This window comes from Paraburkholderia sp. BL27I4N3 (genome assembly GCF_003386115.1).
GTDB lineage: Bacteria > Pseudomonadota > Gammaproteobacteria > Burkholderiales > Burkholderiaceae > Paraburkholderia.
This window is the reverse complement of sequence record NZ_QREJ01000001.1, coordinates 2,657,724-2,675,844: the sequence shown is the minus strand read 5'-3', so window position 1 is coordinate 2,675,844 and position 18,121 is coordinate 2,657,724. Positions and strand designations below refer to the sequence as shown.

Genomic DNA, 18,121 nt, shown 5'->3' with positions numbered 1-18,121 from the left:
GCCTCGCTTCAGCATAAGCTCTCTGGCGTCGGCCGTCAGAAGAGCGATGGATATTTTTCTTTTAATGTTGGGCGCGTCATCGCGCGATGCGATGGGCCGCGGGACCAGGCGATTAAGGCCGATGGCCGACGCGACCACTCCTTGATGTCGCAGAGAGCAGCCGAAGGCTGAGGGTGACGCGGCATAACGCCGCAAGCAATGAGGACGTATGATGGATCACTCACCTAACCCGTGTCAGCCACCGGACGCTCGCGACGGAACCGTTTCAGCGTCTACCCTGAACACATTGCAGCGGCGCGTAGATCAGGCTGAAGCTGATGTTCGTCGGTTAACGGAGCGGTTAAAAGGAAAGGATCGACAGTTAGCCGAGATGGGGAAGGCACTCCTGCGCACCGTGGCTATGTATCATGCGATCGAGGAAAAGCAGGAAGAAGAGATCGAGTCTTTGCGTGCGATGATTCCCGCTTGGAAGACCTGCCAGTGCTTAAGCGACCGTCCGTCGGAGCATTCCGACGGGGTTACGGTTCACCTGCCTTTCATTACCGAGATTCTTTCGGGGTTGTTCGACGTTATGCACACTTTCTGGTCTGATTATGATGAGAACAAGCCGCCTAAATCGTCTGCGGTCGCGCGCGCAATCGACGAACGATTAAACTTCAAAGCGCAACCCGACGGCGAAGCGTCGCGCAGCGGACAAACGTACGCTTCAGCGATTCGGCCCGACTGGCTGAAGGATGCCGACAATCGGCATCCCATGCGACCGCGATCCTGACGGGGCATCCTGACGGCGAAACGGGTTGCCCGTCGCTTGATCCCATTGCTTGAATGACCCCAGTATCTCGTTAGCCGCTAGCGACAACACCCAGTCTAGTCATGAGCAGAAAAATACGCGATGCGCTTTCAGTTCTTCGGTGCAAGCAGAGCACGTGGGAAGCGAGCTATCGCGGTCGACGATCTACCAGCCGTCAGCAAACTTGACGGACGATGCACTTTGACTCGACGAGTGTCTGCGCAAAGCGGTTCAGCTTCCTCACCTAACAGACACTCTCGAAGCTCTTTTCTTTTGTAATTCCAAAGGATTAGTCGTAGTGGGATGAGGATCCTCTATCCAGATCCTCGGCCGTTGCCCGCGATTGACGAAAGACGTGGCCTCAATGAGCACGCCGATGCGGACGCCCGCGCAGTATGCAGAACTTTGCTGCCGCTCCAAGGCTGGACTCAGTCTTTGAATCCAGTGGCCGTCTGAGCTGCCCCTGACTACCGGACGGGACGTTCCGACGATATGACGGGCTTGCCCGTCAGGCTCTCCCGCTGCTTGAATGGAGCCCATGCAGGAACTGATTCGGGCGATACAGAGGGAGGTCGATCATGTCCGATAGATTGCGCGGAGTGGGGGCGATTTTGCGGCGCGGCCAGGTCGAACTGGAAGTTGGTCTAAAGCGATCGACAATCTACCAGCGCATGCAGGAGGGGACGTTTCCGCGCCCGATCCGTCTTGGCGAGCGAGCTGTTGGATGGCGTGCGTCTGATATCGAACTGTTTCTCGAAGATCCCGCTGGGTATCGCGTTGCGCCGTCAGATGACGAGGTCCGCGGTGGATGATCTTCCGAAAACGCCTTCCCTCGATGCCCGGCTGGATAACTGGGCGAGTGCGAATCGCGGTTCGTATGACCCGGCGGATGCAGATCTGATAGAAGAGGCGTGGAGGCGGCTTGCAACTCGTCAGCGGGACTTGCTACGCATGGTTTATCTGTGGCGCGCCGGTCGTGAAGTGATTTGTCGTCGACTAGGGATTCCACGACATCCGTGGTGCCGGTTTGAACTCGAATTGAGCTCTGCCAAGCAGTCGTTAGCAAGGTTGCTGGTGAAGCAGGCATGAGGTAGCACCGCCCGGCCGTATGCCGGGAGTCGGAGCAGATGGCTCATTGAGATTCAATTAACGTGCCTCCGGTAGAGCTCCGTTCGAAATTTCGACAACCTGTTCCGGTCAACGTGCAATGCGCACGACCGAGTACGCGTGAGCGATCCCGACGTATCGACGGATGCGTGTGTGCATAGTGGTTAGGCCATGCCCGAAAGCCTGCGTTTGCGGGCTTCTCTGCTTTGATCCCCCTTGAGCTTGCGGCGAGTTTCCCGTCGCCGCAGGTTTCTTTTTCCTCGCTTCCGGTTCCGTACGTCGGCGTCGCACTGATGGAAGGGAAGCGGATTATGAAAATGTCGCGATCAGTAGTGAGCGGGCGGAGGCCGGGGATGGTGCGCCGTGCATCGCGCGGATGGTCGCTTGCCCTGGTAGTATTCGCTGGCGCGTCCATGTTCGCCCCCAGCATGGCTCGCGCGGATGACTGGGGCTGCCAGGTGCTGCTGTGCCTGTCCAATCCGGGCGGCCCGGAGCAATACAGCGCGTGCGTGCCGCCTATCGAGAAACTGTGGCGTGCGCTGCGTCACAGCGATCCGTTCCCGACCTGTGATTTCGGCGCGGGCGGTTCGCAGGGGACGTTTGCGACCAACACTTTCGCGAGTGGCAGCTACTGCCGTGAGGATCTCCTGCACTGGGGCGGTTCCGAACAGAGCGAGTTGCTATGCGGCGCCACCGCTGCGATCAATGTCGACATCGATAACCAACTCTATAGCCGTGTCTGGTGGGGTGTGGCAGGTGCGGGTTCAACGATTACCGAATTCTACGGCGCGGGCAGCGTGCAGGTACCCTACGACCCGTCGCAGTCCGCTGCGGTTTTCCTGCAACGGACCGAACAGCAGAGCCGCTTCGGCGATGGGGGGCAATGATGCTGCCGCTCGATTTCACCACGCTCGCGCAGCAGTGTGCGCCTCAGGTCTCACCGGTCACGATGACTGCCATTGTGCGGACGGAGTCGGGGTTCAATCCGTATGCGATCGGCGTCGCGCACGGCCGGTTGGTGCGTCAACCGGTGAGCGAGGCCGAAGCGGTGGCCACCGCCCATGTGCTTGCCGCCAATGGCTGGAATTTCAGTGTCGGCCTTGCGCAGGTGAACCGCGCCAACTGGGCCGCGTACGGACTGACTGAGCGGAGCGCATTCGATACCTGCCGCAATCTGGCTGCGGGCGCCGCGATTCTGCAGGGCTGCTTTACGGCAGCGCGCTACGCACAGACGGATGTCCGGCGTGATCCGCAGGCTGCACTTCGCGCGAGCCTGTCGTGCTACGCAAGCGGCAATTTCTCGGCAGGGTACCGCACCGGCTATGTACAGCGGGTGGTCGATAACGCGCGGCTGCCAGTGCCACCGTTCTCTCATGCAGTCGTACCGGCGATTGAGCCCATTACGGTTATTCCGGTTGATCCCGCCGTGCCTTCGAATCCGGTGCGATCCCGATCTCCTGGTCACCCGGTATCGGAGCTACCCGCCACCGCACCGGGCACAGATGTTCGCGAGCCAGGCAGCAGCGCCGTGGTGTTCTAGTCCACTGGCCAGACGATAGCAGATCCATCGAAAGCAGGAAGGAGTCAATGATGAATTCAGGAATACTTAGTGTAAATCGGTGTTATCGGAATATGCCGGGCAGGACTCAGCCCGATCGAAAGATGGCGCGTCAAATCGCCGCTGCAGTCGTGTCGCTGCTGCTCGCCTCTCCTGCCTGGGCACAGCTCTCGCAGGTCAACACCCTCCTGAGCACGATCCAGACGACGCTGCTCGGCGTGGGCGGTGTGATCTGCTCGATTTCCATCATCTGGGCGGGCTTCCGGATGATGTTCCAGCATGCCCGGTTTGGTGATATCGCAAACGTGTTTATCGGCGGTCTCTTTGTCGGTTGCGCGACGGTGATCGCCGGCATGCTGATTCCGACGAGCTGATCCGAGGCGGCGAATCATGAACTCGCTCAAGGATCTGGTTTTCAAGGGATGCACGCGGCCCGCAATGATCTGGGGTGTACCGCTCGTGCCATTCCTCATGATTGGCGGCGGCATGCTGATTCCGGCTATCTGGGCGCTGCTGGCCAGTCCGCCGCTCGGCGTCGGACTGTTGTTCCTGATGATCCCGGTGTTCGTTGCCATGCGCGTCATCACGCGCCGCGACGACCAGCGCCTGGCGCAGTACGCACTGCGCTTGCGCATGGTCCTGCGTCAGGGTAACCGCCGCTCCTGGGGCGTACACGCTTACGTGCCGGTCCGCCTCAAAAGGAGGGCGTGACATGCCAGCTACCGCGAAACACGTCGCCGTCGCGAACCGCGAAGTGGCACTCGCCGACACCATCCCGTATTCGACGCACGTGACGGATCAGGTGATCAGCACGCGCGAGGGCGACTACCTGCGGATCTGGAAGCTTGCGGGCATCGCATTCGAGGCCACCGATCCGGCCGACATCCTCGTGCGTCACGACGGATTCAACCAGCTGGTGCGTGGGCTACCCGGGGGCCACGTGGCACTCTGGTCGCACCGTCTGCGTCGGCGCGTGTCGGATCACTTTGCCACCCCATACGGCAACCGATTCTGCCAGGAACTGGCGACACGCTATTACGCGGGCTTCGCAGGCTACCGGATGATGGCAAACGAGCTTTATCTGACGCTCGTCTACCGGCCGAACCGCACGAAGCTGGGGCGCGTATTCAGTCGGGCTGCGCGTCGCACGCGTGACGATATCCGGCACGACCAGCATGAAGCACTCAAGGCAATGGACGAGCTGGCAGCTCAACTCGAATCAAGCCTGAAATCCTATGATCCGGTGGCGCTCGGGGCCTATCGAAAGCCAGGCCTTCATACCCGGCGTCCTCGCCGGTATTCGTCGGCGCTGGAACTGCTTGGCTATCTCGTCAATGCCGTCTGGGAGCCGCAGCCGGTTCCCTCGGGGTCAATCCGTGAGGCGCTGCCGACCTCCCGCCTGTTCGTCGGAGTGGAGAAGGTCGAGATCCGCATGCCAGCCGCGACACGGTATGCCGCGTTACTCGACCTGAAGGATTACCCCGAAGACACCGAGCCCGGCATGCTCAACGGCCTGCTGTACGGCGACTTCGAATATATCGAAACGCAGAGCTTCACCGTCCTCGACAAGCCTGGCGCAAAGGAAGCGCTCGAGCGGCAGCGCAACCAGCTCATTGCCGGCGAAGATGTGGCGCTCTCCCAGATAGGGGCGATGGATCAGGCATTGGATGACCTGATCAACGGCGATTTCGTGCTTGGCGAGTATCACTATTCGCTTGCCGTACTGGCCGATACGCCTGGAGACGTGTCGAAGCACGTCGCGAAGGCGCGCACGCAGCTCGCCGACGCTGGATTCCAGACGGCGCTGATCGATCTCGTGGCCGATGCCGCGTGGTTTGCGCAGCTGCCGGGCAACTGGCGCTACCGGCCGCGTGAGGCAAAGCTCACGTCCCGGAATTTCTGTGGACTGTCCAGCCTGCACAACTTTGCGACCGGTAAACGCGACGGCAATCCATGGGGCGAGGCGATCACGATCGTCAGGACGCCGAGCGGTCAGCCGCTGTATCTGAATTTCCACGTCACACCGGAGAAGCAGGATTCGGCCGATGCAAAGGCGCTCGCCAACACCCAGATCGTCGGCCAGGCCGGTGCGGGCAAAACGGTGCTTGAGCTGTTCCTGCTCGCAATGGCGATGAAGTACGGCGTCACGGCCGTGCTGTATGACAAGGACCGTGGTACCGAGATCGCGATTCGCGCGATGGGCGGCACTTACACCGTGTTTCGCCGTGGCGTGCCGACCGGGCTCAACCCGTTCCAGATGACACCCGATGAATCCGTGCTCGATTTCTGGGAGCGGCTCGTGCGCAAGCTCGTTGACACGGGTTGGCCGCTGTCCGCGAAAGACGAGCTCGACATCTCGCGCGCGGTGCGGGAAGTCGCCCGCATGGACAAGCCGTTGCGACGCCTTTCGATGCTGCGGCAACTGCTGCCAAACGTGGGCGAGAACAGCCTGCATGCGCGCCTCGCGAAATGGTGCATGGGCGGGCGGCTCGGCTGGGTGCTTGACAACCCGACCGACCGAATTGATCTTGCGCGCTCGGGTCTTTTCGGGTTCGACGATACCGAGCTGCTCGATGACGCAGAAGTCTCAACGCCCGTCACGATGTACCTGCTGCATCTGACGGAAAGCCTGATCGATGGCCGGCGCTTCATCTATGTGATGACGGAGTTCTGGAAACGGCTCTCCGACCCCGTCTTCACGGATTTCGCGAAGAACAAGCAGAAGACGATCCGCAAGCAGAACGGCCTGGGCATTTTCGATACGCAGTCGCCGGCCGATGTGCTGCGCAGCGATATTGCGCGTGCACTGGTCGAGCAGAGCGCGACCTTCTTCTTTCTGCCGAACCCCCGGGCGGATTACGATGATTATGTGCACGGTTTCAAGCTGACCGAAGCCGAGTTCAACATTGTGCGCAATCTCGGCGAGAACAGCCGCATGTTCCTGGTCAAGCAGGGCCACCGCTCGGCCGTCGGGCGGCTTGATCTTGCGGGCGTGGGCGATGTGCTCGATGTGCTGTCTGGCACCACCGATAACGTCGAACTGCTCGACACGATCCGCGCACAGGTTGGCAACGACCCCGACGTGTGGCTGCCGGTTTTCCACGCGCAACTGGCGAAGCGCCGCGCAGCGCAGCGGGGAGGCGTGTAATGAGTGGCCTCTTCACCGCGATCGGCGGCACGCTCGAGAACGGCATGTCGACCTACGTGACGAACGTGTCGTCCGCGCTGTCCGGCGCGCTTGTCCCCGTTGTGACCACCGCCGTCACGATCTGGGTCATCGCCTATGGTCTGGCGATCGTGCGGGGCGAGGCGCAGGAAGCCGTGCCCGCGTTCGCGTGGCGCGGGCTCAAGGTTGCCGCGATTCTCACCTTCGCGCTCGGCAGCGGCATCTATCAGCAGCAGGTCGTGACGGCCATCAGTGGTGCGACGGCGGGCCTCGCCCAGGCGATCCAGAACGCGGCGAACACGACGGGCGGTGGCAATCCCGGATGCGGATCAGTCAGCGGCAGCAGCGTGACGGCAACTAGCGCCACCAGTATCTACCAGACCCTCGACTGCTACGACCAGCAGATCGATCTCGTGCTGGATGCCTATTCTGAAAAGGCCACGCATGAAGGGCTCAGCCCGAGCGGACTTGCCGCGGCTATTGGCGACATCGTGTGCGGGTTCGTGGCCGCCGTGGGTGGCTCGATTTTCCTGATCGTGCTCGCGTTCGAGGTCCTGATGGGCCGCATGCTGCTTGACCTTGTGCTCGGCATCGGACCGATGTTCATAGCGTGCGCCGCGTTTGCACCGACTGCCCGCTTCTTCGAAGCGTGGACCGCCAAAGTCGCGAATTACGCCCTGCTGCAGGTGCTGGTTGCGGCTTTCCTAGGTATGGCCCTGACAGCATTCTCGACCGAGCTTGCACCGTTCCAGGTGACAACGTCGGCGCCCGGTACCAACCCGGCGGCCCTTGTTGCAGCGGGTCAGGCGGCGCTGGAGGCGTCGGCCGCGTGGGGCGCGGCACTCGGCATGTTTGCGACCGCGATTTTCCTGGCGATGGTTGGCTGGCAGTTGCCCTCTGTGGCATCCGGCCTGTCCGGCGGCGCCACGGTATCCGGATTCGGTGCGTTCGTCGCCGGTGTCGCGTCGCGCCGCATTGTGACCGCGATCGGACAGGCACTCAATCGCAGCGGAAACGGTCCGCGCCCAGGCGGCACGATCCGCGACCGGACGGGCCCAGACGGCGGATCGCGAAATTCAGGAGGTGGTTCGATGCCCGCGTATCAACGCGCGGCGCGCGCCAACCTCGGACAGCAGGGTAGTTGAGTGAGGTGATCATCATGACAGGACGATTCAGGGTAGCCGGTATCGCCGCCATATGGGCGGGGCTTTCTTCCGCGGGTCATGCGCAGGGTATTCCGGTATTCGACGCGCAGAACGTGGCACAGGCCATTGCGACAGTGCTCCAGCTTGAGCAGCAGGTCCAGCAGGAAATCCAGATCTATCAGTCGACGGTCGGCACGCGCGGCTTTGGTGCGCTTCTGGCTAATCCCGTGGTTGCCAGCTCGCTGCCGTCGAACTGGCAGAGCGTCTATACCGCGGTTCAGAACGGAGGTTACGACGGGCTGACGGGGAGCGCTCAGTCCCTGCGCTCGGCGAGTGAGATTTACAACTGCCAGGACCAGGCGGGTATCGACCAGCAGGTGTGCCAGCGCGCGCTGAACAAGCCGTTTCAGGACAAGGCGTTCGGCCTGCAGGCGTATCAGACCGAGTTGCAGGAACTGAACCAGATCCAGAGCCTAATGCAGCAGATCGACGTGACGCAGGACCCGAAGGGCGTGGCGGAGCTGCAGGCGCGCATCCAGACTGAGACCACGACGGTCGGCAGCGAAATGACGAAACTGCAGCTTTTCCGGATGCTGGCTGAGACGGAAGACAGGCTGGTCGCCGAGCAGCAGAGCGAGCTGGTACTGAGCCGTGCAGGGAACACTACCCGGCTGCAGGACCAGATGGTGCCGGCCTCGTTTGGGAACTGAGGGGACGGCCATGTACAGAATTCTGATTGGATCATTTTTGGTAAATTTCGTTATCCTGATCAGTGGGTGTTCGTCAGGCTCACCGAAGCCCGTCCTGCCGGATGGATCACATCGCGTGCCGATCAACCGCGTGTTCCCCGTTCCTGCGTCATCCGTTCCGTTGAAACCGCCCGCCGCATCGACCGTCGGAGCCGGATCATGAGCGCGCACGGAGACTATGGGCGGGTACTTGACATCGAGGCGTCGCTGACGCATCTGCAGGAGCGCTCCGAACGGCGGGCATGGCATGTTGCCTACGCCGCAGTCTGCGTTGCGGCGCTCAGTGCGGCGGCACTTGCTGTGATGGTGCCGTTCTACCGGGTTGTGCCGTTACCGATCGAGGTTGATCGCCTGACAGGCGAGTCGCAGGTGATCGACGTGCTCGATGCGCGTCATGTGCACACGAAGGAAATCCAGGACAAGCATTGGGTCGAGGCGTACGTGCGTGCTCGTGAGCGCTTCGACTGGGGCCTGCTGCAGATGGATTACGACAGCGTGCTGGCCATGAGCGATGACGTGGTCGCACGTGATTACCGGGGTATTTATAGCGGACCGGATGCGCTGGACCGGCAGCTTGGTCCGGGCACCGAACGGCGTGTGCGGATTCTCTCGACCACGCTGCCGCCCGACGAACCAGGGCATGCGGTGGTGCATCTCGAGCGCACGACGTTTAAAAACGGCCAGGCGAACGCCGAGCCCACGCAGCGTTTTGTGATCACGCTCGCTTACACCTACCGCCCACCGGTATTCACGCGCGAAAGCGTTGCGGTCGCGAATCCGTTCGGTTTCAGGGTGACGGCTTACAGCCGCGATCCCGAATATACGCCGCCGGCTTCGACCGCGGCAGCGGGAGGTACGCCATGAGAGCAGTTTCTGTCCCGGTGCTCTGGTTTGCTTGCCTGCTGGTCGTGAGCCTGTCCGCCCGCGCGTATGACGTGCCTGGCTGGTCCAACGATTCGCGGGTCCGGCAGATCGTGTATGCGTCTGACGCCGTTGTGCGTATCGAAGCGCAGCGCGGCTTTGCCACCCATATTGCGCTTGATCCGCACGAACAGATCCAGGTGGTGGCGCCCGGTGACCGCGACGGCTGGCAGGTGGTGGCGAACAGGGGGGAACACGACGTGTACCTGAAGCCGCAGCTTGCCGCGCATGACTCGAATCTCGAAATCCGTACGGACAAACGCAGCTACAGCTTCGATCTGGTGGTGCTGCCGCTGAAGGCGAGGTTCGCAAACGGCGACGAGATGTATCGCGTGACGTTCGTGTACCCGGGGGAGATGAAGGCTCAGGCGCAGGCTGAAACCGATGCTGAAGTCGTTTCCCGGCGCCTCGCCCAGTCGCCCGCGATACGCAACACGCGTTATTCGATGCAGGCCATGCTGCATTCGGACGATATCGCGCCGACTGCGGCCTGGGATGATGGCCGGTTCACGTACATCCGCATTCCCAGCAACCGGCGCATCCCGGCGACGTTCCGGGTGGCGGACGACGGTACGGAAAGCGTGGTCGACAAACATATGGAAGGCGACACGATCGTCGTTCACGAGGTGGCGAAGCGCTTCGTGTTACGTCTCGGTGAGGAGGTTGTCGGTATCTGGAACGACGCGTATGACATGGATGGCGTGCCGCCCAGTAATGGCACGACGGTTAGCGGCGTGAAACGCGTGTTGCGGAGTCGCGATGATGAATGACGATACCCGCAACACGATCGAACCGGATGACCCCACTGATCGAGGCCGGGAGGCGCGTGACAGGGATTCCGCCGGTGAACCCGGAGCGTCTGCTGATCGCGGTATGCCGGTGCTCGGGCAGTACCGGGGCACGCGCCCGCGCGCCTGGTGGCTGACGCCGCTTGTCATCGTCCTCGTAGCCGGTGCCGGCGCGGTCTGGACGATTCACACGTTCCTTGCGCGTCACGACGCAGAAGCGAAAGCGCATCGCGATGCCGTGGCGGAAACATCGACTCAGGGGCGCGTGTTCAAGGACACGCCGGCTGCGGCGAGCGCGGCATCCGCGCCACCCGTGGCAAGCGCACCTGTCCCGGGGTCGGTGCCAGTCGTGGGCCGTCCACCTGTTTCGGTTCAGCATCGGGCACCTGCTCGCAGCTACTACGATGCACCGTTACTCGCGGCGGGCAGCACGTCCGGGGCGGGGGGCCAGGAAGGTGGCGCGACGGGGACGCTCCCGGCGGCGGGTATATCTGGCGGAGTCGCGGAAGCAGCCTCGTCGGTGGCGGCAACCGTCTCTGCCGGGTCGGCTGCCGCACCCGGTCAGAGCGGGACCGGAGCACTTGCCCAGGCGTTGACCCCGACCGCCACGCCGCGGGTGCGCGCGGACATGCTGGGTAACCGCAGCCTCATCCTTGCGCAGGGTGCCAAGATCGACTGCGCAGGCGACACGGCTTTTGATTCGACCGAGGCAGGGCTGTCGAGCTGCACGGTGACAAAGAACGTCTATTCCGATGACGGGCGGGTGGTGCTGATCGAGCGCGGGTCCCAGATCAACAGCCAATATCGCTCGAACCTGGCACCTGGGCAGAAGCGGACCTTTATCCTCTCGGCCCGCATCGAGACGCCTCACGGTGTGACCGTCGAGATCGATTCGCCAGCGGCTGACTCGCTCGGGCGCATGGGGATTGACGGGTACGTGGATAACCACTGGCGTGCGCGTATCGGCGCGGCCATGCTGCTCGGCTTCACCCAGGACGCGATCGGCTATCTCGCCACGCGCGGCGGCAACAGCAATGGGTCCGTCGTTTACGAGAACACGCAGCAGCAGGGCAACGACATGGCCACGCGGGTGCTCGACAGAACGATCAACATCCCGCCGACGCTGACGCAGAAGCAGGGAGCCGAATTTACGATTGTCGTGGCTCGCGACCTGGATTTCGGATCGGTCTATGCGCTCCAGCCGGGGAGCACGCCATGATCGCCCGCGCTGCCATTCAGGATCGTTCCGGCGATGCGGTGCTCGCGCGCCTTCCCGATGACGCATCCGTTCGGGAGTTGATGCGGCCGTTCGCGCCACTGCTCGACGATGCCGATGTGACTGAACTGGTCATCAATCGGCCGCAGCGCGTGCTGACAGAGACACACCTCGGCTGGCACGGCCACGACTATACCGATCTTGACTACGAGCGTCTGATGTCGTTCGCGGTGGCGGTCGCGACACTCACAAACCAGGAGGTGTCGGCCCAGCATCCCGTTCTGTCCGCGCTGTTGCCCGGCGACGCGCGTATCCAGATTGTGGTACCGCCCGTCGTGCCACCGCGTACGGTCTCGGTCACGATCCGCCGGCCGTCCGCACGCGAAAAGGGCCTCGACATGTATCGCGACGAAGGGTTGTTCGACGACACCGTGTGGCATCGTCCGGATGGCCTCGACGCGGCGCTGCCGGCGCTGCGCCCTGAGGATCGCAAGCTCGTCCAGTGCCTGGAGGCGCGGGACTGGGGCACGTTCTTCCGGCTGGCTGTGACCGGGAGGCTCAATATCGTCATCGTCGGCAATACGGGCTCCGGCAAGACCAGCTTCATGAAAACCTTGTGCCGGTCGATTCCGTCAACCGAGAGGATCGTGACGATCGAAGATGTCCGGGAACTGTTTATCCGACACATCGAGAACTGCGTCCACCTTCTGTACAGCAAGGGTGGGCACGGGCAGGCGCGCGTAACGCCGGCCGATCTGATCGCGAGCACGATGCGCATGCGGCCCGATCGCGTGCTGCTTGCCGAACTGCGCGGTGCTGAAGCCTATGACTTCCTGAAGTTGCTGACAACCGGACACGCAGGCTCGATCACCAGCTATCACGCATCGAGTGCAACGGTTGCGATCGAACGCTTTGCCCTGATGGCGAAAGAGCATCCCGAAGCCGCCGCATACGACGATGCCGCGCTGAAGCGCCTGCTGTTTCTGACCATCGACGTGATCGCGCACATGGAAGCGCACGCCCGTTACAACGGCGCGGGTAAGCAGATCGGCAAGCGCTGGGGCATGACGGAAATCTGGTTCGATCCTGTGCGCAAGGTGCGCACGGCGTTCGCGTGAGAACGGCATGAACACGAACCATCGATCCCTGACTCACGTGGAAGCCGCCGACACGGTAGCGCATCACGCGCGGACCGCCCTGGTCACGCTCGTGATATTGGTGGTGGTAACGGGCGCTCTGGTGGCTTCGCTGTGGCTCGCGTCCTTCTTCCTGTACGCGAGCCTGCGACTCAATCCCTTCCATGCGGAGCTATGGGGTTGGCGCGATGCGCTGCTTGCCTGGCATGACGGCCGGATGCCGCACGGCGGCCGGCGCCTGGCGGGTGCCGCGCTTCTGGGCTTACTCGTTGCGGTGGGAGGGCCCTTGATGGGGCTTTACACACTACGGGAGCACTCTGGGCGTCGGCGCGTCTATGGCAGTGCCCGGTTTGCAAGCGAAGCGGAAATCCGTGCCGCGGGGTTGCTATGAACGCGCGACCCAATGTGGATGCACCAGCCATTGTCGTCGGCGTATGGCGCGGGCGTTATCTGCGCTTCACCGGTCAGCAGTTCGTGCTGCTTGCTGCCCCCGCACGCTCGGGCAAGGGTGTGGGTATCGTGATCCCGAACCTGTTGAGCTACCCCGATTCAGTTGTGGTACTCGACGTCAAGCGCGAAAACTATGCGCTGACCGCTGGGTTCAGGCGCGCACACGGGCAGGAGGTGTACCTGTTCGATCCATTCGCCGAGGACGGCCGCACACATCGATACAACCCGCTATCGGCAATCTCCGACGGGCTTTTCCGAGTAGGCGACATCCTCGCGATCGGTTATGCCCTGTATCCGCCGGGTGGGCACGATGATTTCTGGAAGGACCAGGCGCGCAACCTGTTTCTCGGCATCGTGCTGCTGCTCTGCGAATGGCGCGATGCGCGGCGGGCGGGCAAGGGCGAGTCGATTACCGATTACCCGGTCACGATCGGAGAGGTGCTGCGGCAGTCGTCGGGCAACGGCATGCCGGTCAAGGCGTACCTGCAGCGTGCGCTTGTCCAGCATCGCGGTTTGCTGACCGGGCCATGTGTCGATGCGCTGAACCGATTCCTGTCGAACGACGACAAGGTACTTGCGAGCATTCTCGCGACGTTCCACGCGCCGCTCACAGTCTGGGCCAATCCGATTGTCGATGCGGCCACGAGCGCCAACGACTTTGATCCGCGCGACCTGCGGCGCCGTCGGATGTCAGTCTATATCGGGATCACACCCGATCACCTGTCGGAAGCAGCCCTGATCGTGAATCTGCTGTTTTCGCAGGTCGTCAATCTCAACACGAAGCAGTTGCCCGAGGCCGATCCCGCACTCCGGTTCCAGTGCCTGTTGCTGCTCGACGAGATGACGGCGATTGGCAAGATCCACATCATCGCCCGCGCAGTCGCTTACATGGCTGGCTACAACCTGCGCCTGCTTTCCATTGTGCAGTCGGTTGCGCAACTCGAATCCGTCTACGGCCGGGCCGACGCACGTACCTTCCTGACGAACCACGCGATGCAGATCCTGTATGCACCGCGCGAGCAGAAAGATGCGAACGACTACTCCGAAATGCTCGGCACCTTCACAGATCAGTCCCGTAGCATCAGCCGTTCGAACGCGATCTTCGGTGGCCGGGGCGGATCGAGCGAGAGCATATCGGAGCAGCGTAGGCCGCTACTGTTGCCGCAGGAGATCAAGGAGCTCGGGCGCGACAAGGAAATCATCGTGCTGGAGAACACCAAGCCGATCCTCGCCGACAGGATCTCCTACTGGCGTGACCCCGTCTTTGCCTCGCGGGTGTTAAGCGCACCATCGGTGCCTGCGATGAATCTCGCGCGTTTCAGTGCCCAGGTCGAGCGGCGGCTGCGCGAGGTGCAGCCCGAGGAGATCGATCCGGAAGGCGCCGGCCTCGTTCATCTGCCGGCTGAGTATCTGGAAGTGCTGCAGGCCTGGGATCCGCGCGACCTGCCGCCGCGTCTGGCTGATCTCAGTGAGGACGAAGTGACAGCCTATGTCGAACGGCACTTCATGCTGCTGGGTGTCCCGGCCGCACGGCTTGCGCAGGCGAAGCGTCGCTTGTCGGTGGCGGACCTCGACGTCGCGGATCTGGTGCCAGCTAAACCCATTCGTGCGAAGCGCAGACCTGTGCCCGCCGCCAGATCGGGTGTTGTGCAGATACAGGGAGGCCGGAAATGAGTGCACCGCATGTTGACGAGACCGCACGCGCGCGTGCTGCGCTCGCTGTAATTCCCGCGGACGAATACGGTACGTGGGTAGACATGGCATTTGCGCTCAAGAACGGCTTTGGTGACGCTGGTTTCGAGATCTGGGACGAATGGAGCCGTACGGCCGGCAATTACAACGAGCGTGCTGCGCGCACCACGTGGCACTCGGTGAAGGAGTCGGGTGGCAAGACGCTCGCCTCGCTGTTCTGGCTCGCGCGGCAGCACGGTTTCGATCTGAAGCGCACGCATTATCCCGACCGGATGGCGACAACATTTGCGGTGAGTCCCGAAGTGCTTGAACGGCGGGTACGTGAAGAGGCACGGCAGCAGGCCCGTCATGAGGCGGTAGCCAGCGAAGCGCAGGCAATCTGGCAGTGGGCGCGACCAGTCGGTCCGGAACACCCGTATCTCGTACGCAAGCACCTCCAGCCGGTGCCGGCACTGCGTGAGCTGGAGGCCGTTGAACTGCACGCGTTGCTGGGCTATGCGCCAGCGAGCGAAGAGCAGCCGCTCACGGGACGCGTGCTGGTGGTGCCATTCTGGATCGGCGAGGCGATCTCTACGCTGGAGCTGATCGACGAACATGGCCTCAAATCTTCACTGGCAGGTGGCCTCAAGAAGGGTGGGTACTGGATTGCCGGGCCGGCACCGGCTGCCGGAGACCCCTCCGCACCGATCCTGATCGGCGAGGGCATGGCCACCGTACTGTCCGCCTACCGGGCGACGGACTGGCCGTCACTCGCGACGCTGTCGAGCGGGACGCTGCCTCAGGTCGCCGCAATCCTGCGCGAACGATATCCCGACGTCGGGCTGGTTGTGCTTGGGGATCTCGGGCCGGGCGAGAGCAGAGCCCGTCAGGCGGTGGAAGAGTCGCAGGCTCGTCTGGCACTGCCGGTATTCGCCGGCGGCGCGCGTATCAACGACAAGGTGCCGACCGATTTTAACGACATGGCGGTGCTGTCGGGCTTTGGGGATGTGGGCGATTGCCTGCGGGAAATCGCGTACCGGGATGTTGGGCTGGCGGCTGTGGGTATGGAGTCGACAGTAGGTATTGCAACCGGCGGAAAGCTGGACGACCTGAAGGAGGAAATCATGAGCCGCGTGAAAGAAACCTTGGTGAACGATGCAGAGGATGTTTCTCGTCGTCGCTCGTCGAAGCGTACCGAGCCAAAGCAGCACAACATGCCGGAATCCTCTGCGCCGACGAGCGAATCAGCGACTCCAGAGCGCCCGCCAACCGAGCCTTCCGTGGTACCTCCGGTTGGTGGTTCTCCTGCGGTCGAGTCGCGACGTCTGGCGCCGATACGCCCACCGGTGGGTGAGCCGCTGTTCGAAGTGGCCGATGTGCCCAACGAGATCCGGGCGCTGGCCGAACATCGTTTCGGCACACCGTTGCGCATGGGGACACCCCGTGAGAACGGCGGCCCCTACCGCGGCGAGGTGTTCAACACTGAGCACTACCTGATCCAGGAGGTGGCGGCGCGCAGTGTCGTCTTTCATCCAAAGGCGCAGATGGAGTTCGCCTCCGACCGGCTCAGATGGATGGATCAGAACGCCCGGCTGAATGGCTCGGAATTGCAGGTCGGTTATGACGGTGACCGGCCGAAGGTCTATCCGTGGGATCGGGCGCGTGACCTGCTGGAGCGCACCGTCGGCTCACTCAAGAAATCCGCGCGTGAGTTGAATTTCAGTCCGAACCTCGAGGGAATGCTCGACCAGTTGCAGGCGCGATCGTGGGCACGAATACGCGAAGCACGCGCGGCGGCGCTGGAGCAGTCAAAGGAGCGGGCGGCGTCGCAGGATCCTCCCGGGCCGGACCGCTAAACCGTCTCACGTGTCGCCGGTTGTGGCGAGTCGTACCTGATCAGGAAGAGATCGCATCATGACTGAAACATCACCTTTTACCGCTCCGGTCATCAACGTGATCGAGCAGGATATTCCCGGGCGTCCGGGCTTTGCGGAGCAGTCCGGTAACGATGGTCGGAGCCGTCAACTGGACGCCGCCGCGGTGGACGCTGTATCAGTCCGGCGCCGCCGCGAATTTGACGCGGCGCGGGCACGTCTGCGTGATCAGACGATCCGCGATGACGCCGGGGTGGTACGGCAGCCCGGTATGCGTCCGACCGCAGATGCGCCGCCGGGGACTAATGACACAGCGCGCGTGCCACTCGATCAGCCGCCCGAACGGGTTCGTAAGCGATATCTGCGTGCGGGTCACCAGTATTTCCTCAAAGATGCGCCGTATCAGCTCGCGTTCGATGATGTGGGACCGTACCTCGTCACGGAACACAATCGGCCGGATGTGGTGGAGTCGATGATGGACATCGTGGCGGCAAAATCGTGGCGTCGGGTTCGAGTGTCGGGACATGAGGTATTCCGAAGCGAAGTGTGGCTGCGGGGGACATTGCTCGGCATCGAGGTAAGTGGCTACGAGCCGAAAGCAGCAGACCTCGCGCGTCTGGCGGATGCCCGGCAGTCGCGCATGAACAACCGGCTCGAGGCCGATGCGTCGATGCACGCGGCCACGTCGCAAGCGCGTGCCGAAGAGACCAGCACGTCGGCGCCCGCATCCGCGTCCACAGCCGGAATACCTAAGGAGGTGAGCGACGCATTTCGCGCGGCGCCGTCCCGCACCGGAGAACATGTGGGATCGCGCCGGGTTGGACGACAGCTGGCGAGTAGCGACGAGCCCGATGCTCCGCGGCGGTATGCCGGCGAACTGCGCGAACATGGCCGCGCACCCTATCAGAACAACCCGGCTCGCAGCGACTCGTATTACGCGGTGTTCCGCGATGCGACGGGTGCCGATCACGTTGTCTGGGGTGTGGATCTCGAACGGGCGGTGCTGGAGTCGCATGCTGAACCCGGGCAGCAAGTCGCGCTGGAAAACCTGGGTCGGCGGCTCGTCACTGTCAATGTGCCGATCCTTGATGACCGCGGCATGGTGGTGGGCGAGGAAGAGAAGGACGCTTACCGCAATACCTGGCAGGTCGAAGTGGTGGAGCGCGAACGCTCGGCGGCCGGGTCTGTTTCCCGCTCCGGGCGCGCACTCGATCGTGCCACCGCTCCTATTGGCAACCCGACTAACGAGGACAGGCAGGAGCGTCAGCCTTCCACGATATCCGACGAGGATAAGGTTCTTCACCTAGCGGTTCTGGTCGGCGCCATGCGGGAGCAGGGGTTTAGCGCGCGGTCGATTTCACGCGTGCAGCGGCGTGCCGAACAGATGCTGGACGCGTTTGGCAGGGAGGGTATCCCATTGCCGCGGCCGAAGGTCTTTGATCCGAAAGCACCTTCGGAGCGGGACCGCCGGGCACGGCCGGGTGACGGGCGTGCATCGGTCCGCGAGATCGAGCGGACACCTACCGAACCCTCACCTGCGCGCTAGAGGG

The 18,121-nt window shown here is 62.8% G+C and carries 18 protein-coding genes; all 18 read left to right on the top strand.

Going from position 1 to position 18,121, the window contains the following annotated elements; translation table 11 throughout:
* Positions 1–208: 208 nt before the first annotated feature.
* Complete coding sequence (locus B0G71_RS12335) at positions 209–772, top strand: hypothetical protein (protein ID WP_258875569.1); 564 nt, start codon at positions 209–211, stop codon at positions 770–772.
* Positions 773–1,368: 596 nt separating this feature from the next.
* A complete protein-coding gene (locus tag B0G71_RS12330; protein WP_116142086.1) occupies positions 1,369–1,602 on the top strand; it encodes an AlpA family transcriptional regulator in 234 nt (77 codons plus the stop codon).
* Positions 1,595–1,879: a hypothetical protein gene (locus tag B0G71_RS12325; RefSeq protein ID WP_309546257.1), complete on the top strand. Its 285-nt coding sequence runs from the start codon at positions 1,595–1,597 to the stop codon at positions 1,877–1,879. Before B0G71_RS12330 ends, B0G71_RS12325 begins: the two co-directional genes overlap by 8 nt.
* A gap of 329 nt (positions 1,880–2,208) precedes the next feature.
* Positions 2,209–2,784 (top strand): hypothetical protein, encoded by a 576-nt coding sequence (locus B0G71_RS12320; RefSeq protein WP_116142082.1) that lies wholly within the window; start codon positions 2,209–2,211, stop codon positions 2,782–2,784.
* A complete protein-coding gene (locus B0G71_RS12315; RefSeq protein WP_116148548.1) occupies positions 2,784–3,437 on the top strand; it encodes a lytic transglycosylase domain-containing protein in 654 nt (217 codons plus the stop codon). The genes B0G71_RS12320 and B0G71_RS12315 overlap by 1 nt, the downstream gene beginning before the upstream one ends.
* 92 nt (positions 3,438–3,529) lie before the next feature.
* Positions 3,530–3,829, top strand: a complete 300-nt coding sequence (locus B0G71_RS12310; RefSeq protein WP_404935331.1) for a TrbC/VirB2 family protein — start codon at positions 3,530–3,532, stop codon at positions 3,827–3,829.
* Positions 3,830–3,845: 16 nt separating this feature from the next.
* The gene (locus B0G71_RS12305; RefSeq protein ID WP_116142078.1) at positions 3,846–4,166 is read left to right on the top strand and encodes a type IV secretion system protein VirB3; all 321 of its coding nucleotides are present in this window, start codon (positions 3,846–3,848) and stop codon (positions 4,164–4,166) included.
* Between the two features lies 1 nt (position 4,167).
* A complete protein-coding gene (locus B0G71_RS12300) occupies positions 4,168–6,603 on the top strand; it encodes a VirB4 family type IV secretion/conjugal transfer ATPase (RefSeq protein ID WP_116142076.1) in 2,436 nt (811 codons plus the stop codon).
* Complete coding sequence (locus tag B0G71_RS12295; RefSeq protein WP_116142074.1) at positions 6,603–7,766, top strand: type IV secretion system protein; 1,164 nt, start codon at positions 6,603–6,605, stop codon at positions 7,764–7,766. Before B0G71_RS12300 ends, B0G71_RS12295 begins: the two co-directional genes overlap by 1 nt.
* A 14-nt stretch (positions 7,767–7,780) precedes the next feature.
* Positions 7,781–8,476: a P-type DNA transfer protein VirB5 gene (gene virB5, locus B0G71_RS12290; protein ID WP_116148546.1), complete on the top strand. Its 696-nt coding sequence runs from the start codon at positions 7,781–7,783 to the stop codon at positions 8,474–8,476.
* 198 nt (positions 8,477–8,674) lie between these two features.
* Positions 8,675–9,379 carry a virB8 family protein gene (locus B0G71_RS12280; RefSeq protein WP_116142070.1) on the top strand — a complete coding sequence of 235 codons (705 nt, stop codon included), beginning with the start codon at positions 8,675–8,677 and terminating at the stop codon, positions 9,377–9,379.
* Complete coding sequence (locus B0G71_RS12275) at positions 9,376–10,206, top strand: TrbG/VirB9 family P-type conjugative transfer protein (protein ID WP_116142068.1); 831 nt, start codon at positions 9,376–9,378, stop codon at positions 10,204–10,206. Before B0G71_RS12280 ends, B0G71_RS12275 begins: the two co-directional genes overlap by 4 nt.
* Positions 10,199–11,443, top strand: a complete 1,245-nt coding sequence (virB10, locus tag B0G71_RS12270; protein WP_116148544.1) for a type IV secretion system protein VirB10 — start codon at positions 10,199–10,201, stop codon at positions 11,441–11,443. Before B0G71_RS12275 ends, virB10 begins: the two co-directional genes overlap by 8 nt.
* Complete coding sequence (gene virB11 / locus B0G71_RS12265) at positions 11,440–12,558, top strand: P-type DNA transfer ATPase VirB11 (RefSeq protein ID WP_116142066.1); 1,119 nt, start codon at positions 11,440–11,442, stop codon at positions 12,556–12,558. Before virB10 ends, virB11 begins: the two co-directional genes overlap by 4 nt.
* 7 nt (positions 12,559–12,565) lie before the next feature.
* A complete protein-coding gene (locus B0G71_RS12260; protein ID WP_116142064.1) occupies positions 12,566–12,967 on the top strand; it encodes a hypothetical protein in 402 nt (133 codons plus the stop codon).
* Positions 12,964–14,700, top strand: coding sequence for a type IV secretory system conjugative DNA transfer family protein (locus tag B0G71_RS12255; protein WP_116142062.1), 1,737 nt, complete (start codon positions 12,964–12,966; stop codon positions 14,698–14,700). Before B0G71_RS12260 ends, B0G71_RS12255 begins: the two co-directional genes overlap by 4 nt.
* Positions 14,697–16,553, top strand: a complete 1,857-nt coding sequence (locus B0G71_RS12250) for a PriCT-2 domain-containing protein (RefSeq protein ID WP_116142060.1) — start codon at positions 14,697–14,699, stop codon at positions 16,551–16,553. The genes B0G71_RS12255 and B0G71_RS12250 overlap by 4 nt, the downstream gene beginning before the upstream one ends.
* Positions 16,554–16,611: 58 nt before the next feature.
* Positions 16,612–18,117 carry an LPD7 domain-containing protein gene (locus B0G71_RS12245; protein WP_116142058.1) on the top strand — a complete coding sequence of 502 codons (1,506 nt, stop codon included), beginning with the start codon at positions 16,612–16,614 and terminating at the stop codon, positions 18,115–18,117.
* Positions 18,118–18,121 lie beyond the last annotated feature (4 nt).

Excerpts from the sequence above, each read along its gene's own strand:
- B0G71_RS12305 (WP_116142078.1), top strand. The coding sequence starts at position 3,846 with ATGAACTCGCTCAAGGATCTGGTTTTCAAGGGATGCACGCGGCCCGCA.
- B0G71_RS12280 (WP_116142070.1), top strand. The coding sequence starts at position 8,675 with ATGAGCGCGCACGGAGACTATGGGCGGGTACTTGACATCGAGGCGTCG.
- B0G71_RS12250 (WP_116142060.1), top strand. The coding sequence starts at position 14,697 with ATGAGTGCACCGCATGTTGACGAGACCGCACGCGCGCGTGCTGCGCTC.
- B0G71_RS12310 (WP_404935331.1), top strand. The coding sequence starts at position 3,530 with ATGCCGGGCAGGACTCAGCCCGATCGAAAGATGGCGCGTCAAATCGCC.
- B0G71_RS12260 (WP_116142064.1), top strand. The coding sequence starts at position 12,566 with ATGAACACGAACCATCGATCCCTGACTCACGTGGAAGCCGCCGACACG.
- B0G71_RS12295 (WP_116142074.1), top strand. The coding sequence starts at position 6,603 with ATGAGTGGCCTCTTCACCGCGATCGGCGGCACGCTCGAGAACGGCATG.
- B0G71_RS12275 (WP_116142068.1), top strand. The coding sequence starts at position 9,376 with ATGAGAGCAGTTTCTGTCCCGGTGCTCTGGTTTGCTTGCCTGCTGGTC.
- B0G71_RS12245 (WP_116142058.1), top strand. The coding sequence starts at position 16,612 with ATGACTGAAACATCACCTTTTACCGCTCCGGTCATCAACGTGATCGAG.
- virB10 (WP_116148544.1), top strand. The coding sequence starts at position 10,199 with ATGAATGACGATACCCGCAACACGATCGAACCGGATGACCCCACTGAT.
- B0G71_RS12320 (WP_116142082.1), top strand. The coding sequence starts at position 2,209 with ATGAAAATGTCGCGATCAGTAGTGAGCGGGCGGAGGCCGGGGATGGTG.
- virB5 (WP_116148546.1), top strand. The coding sequence starts at position 7,781 with ATGACAGGACGATTCAGGGTAGCCGGTATCGCCGCCATATGGGCGGGG.
- B0G71_RS12255 (WP_116142062.1), top strand. The coding sequence starts at position 12,964 with ATGAACGCGCGACCCAATGTGGATGCACCAGCCATTGTCGTCGGCGTA.
- B0G71_RS12300 (WP_116142076.1), top strand. The coding sequence starts at position 4,168 with ATGCCAGCTACCGCGAAACACGTCGCCGTCGCGAACCGCGAAGTGGCA.
- B0G71_RS12335 (WP_258875569.1), top strand. The coding sequence starts at position 209 with ATGATGGATCACTCACCTAACCCGTGTCAGCCACCGGACGCTCGCGAC.
- B0G71_RS12315 (WP_116148548.1), top strand. The coding sequence starts at position 2,784 with ATGCTGCCGCTCGATTTCACCACGCTCGCGCAGCAGTGTGCGCCTCAG.
- virB11 (WP_116142066.1), top strand. The coding sequence starts at position 11,440 with ATGATCGCCCGCGCTGCCATTCAGGATCGTTCCGGCGATGCGGTGCTC.
- B0G71_RS12330 (WP_116142086.1), top strand. The coding sequence starts at position 1,369 with ATGTCCGATAGATTGCGCGGAGTGGGGGCGATTTTGCGGCGCGGCCAG.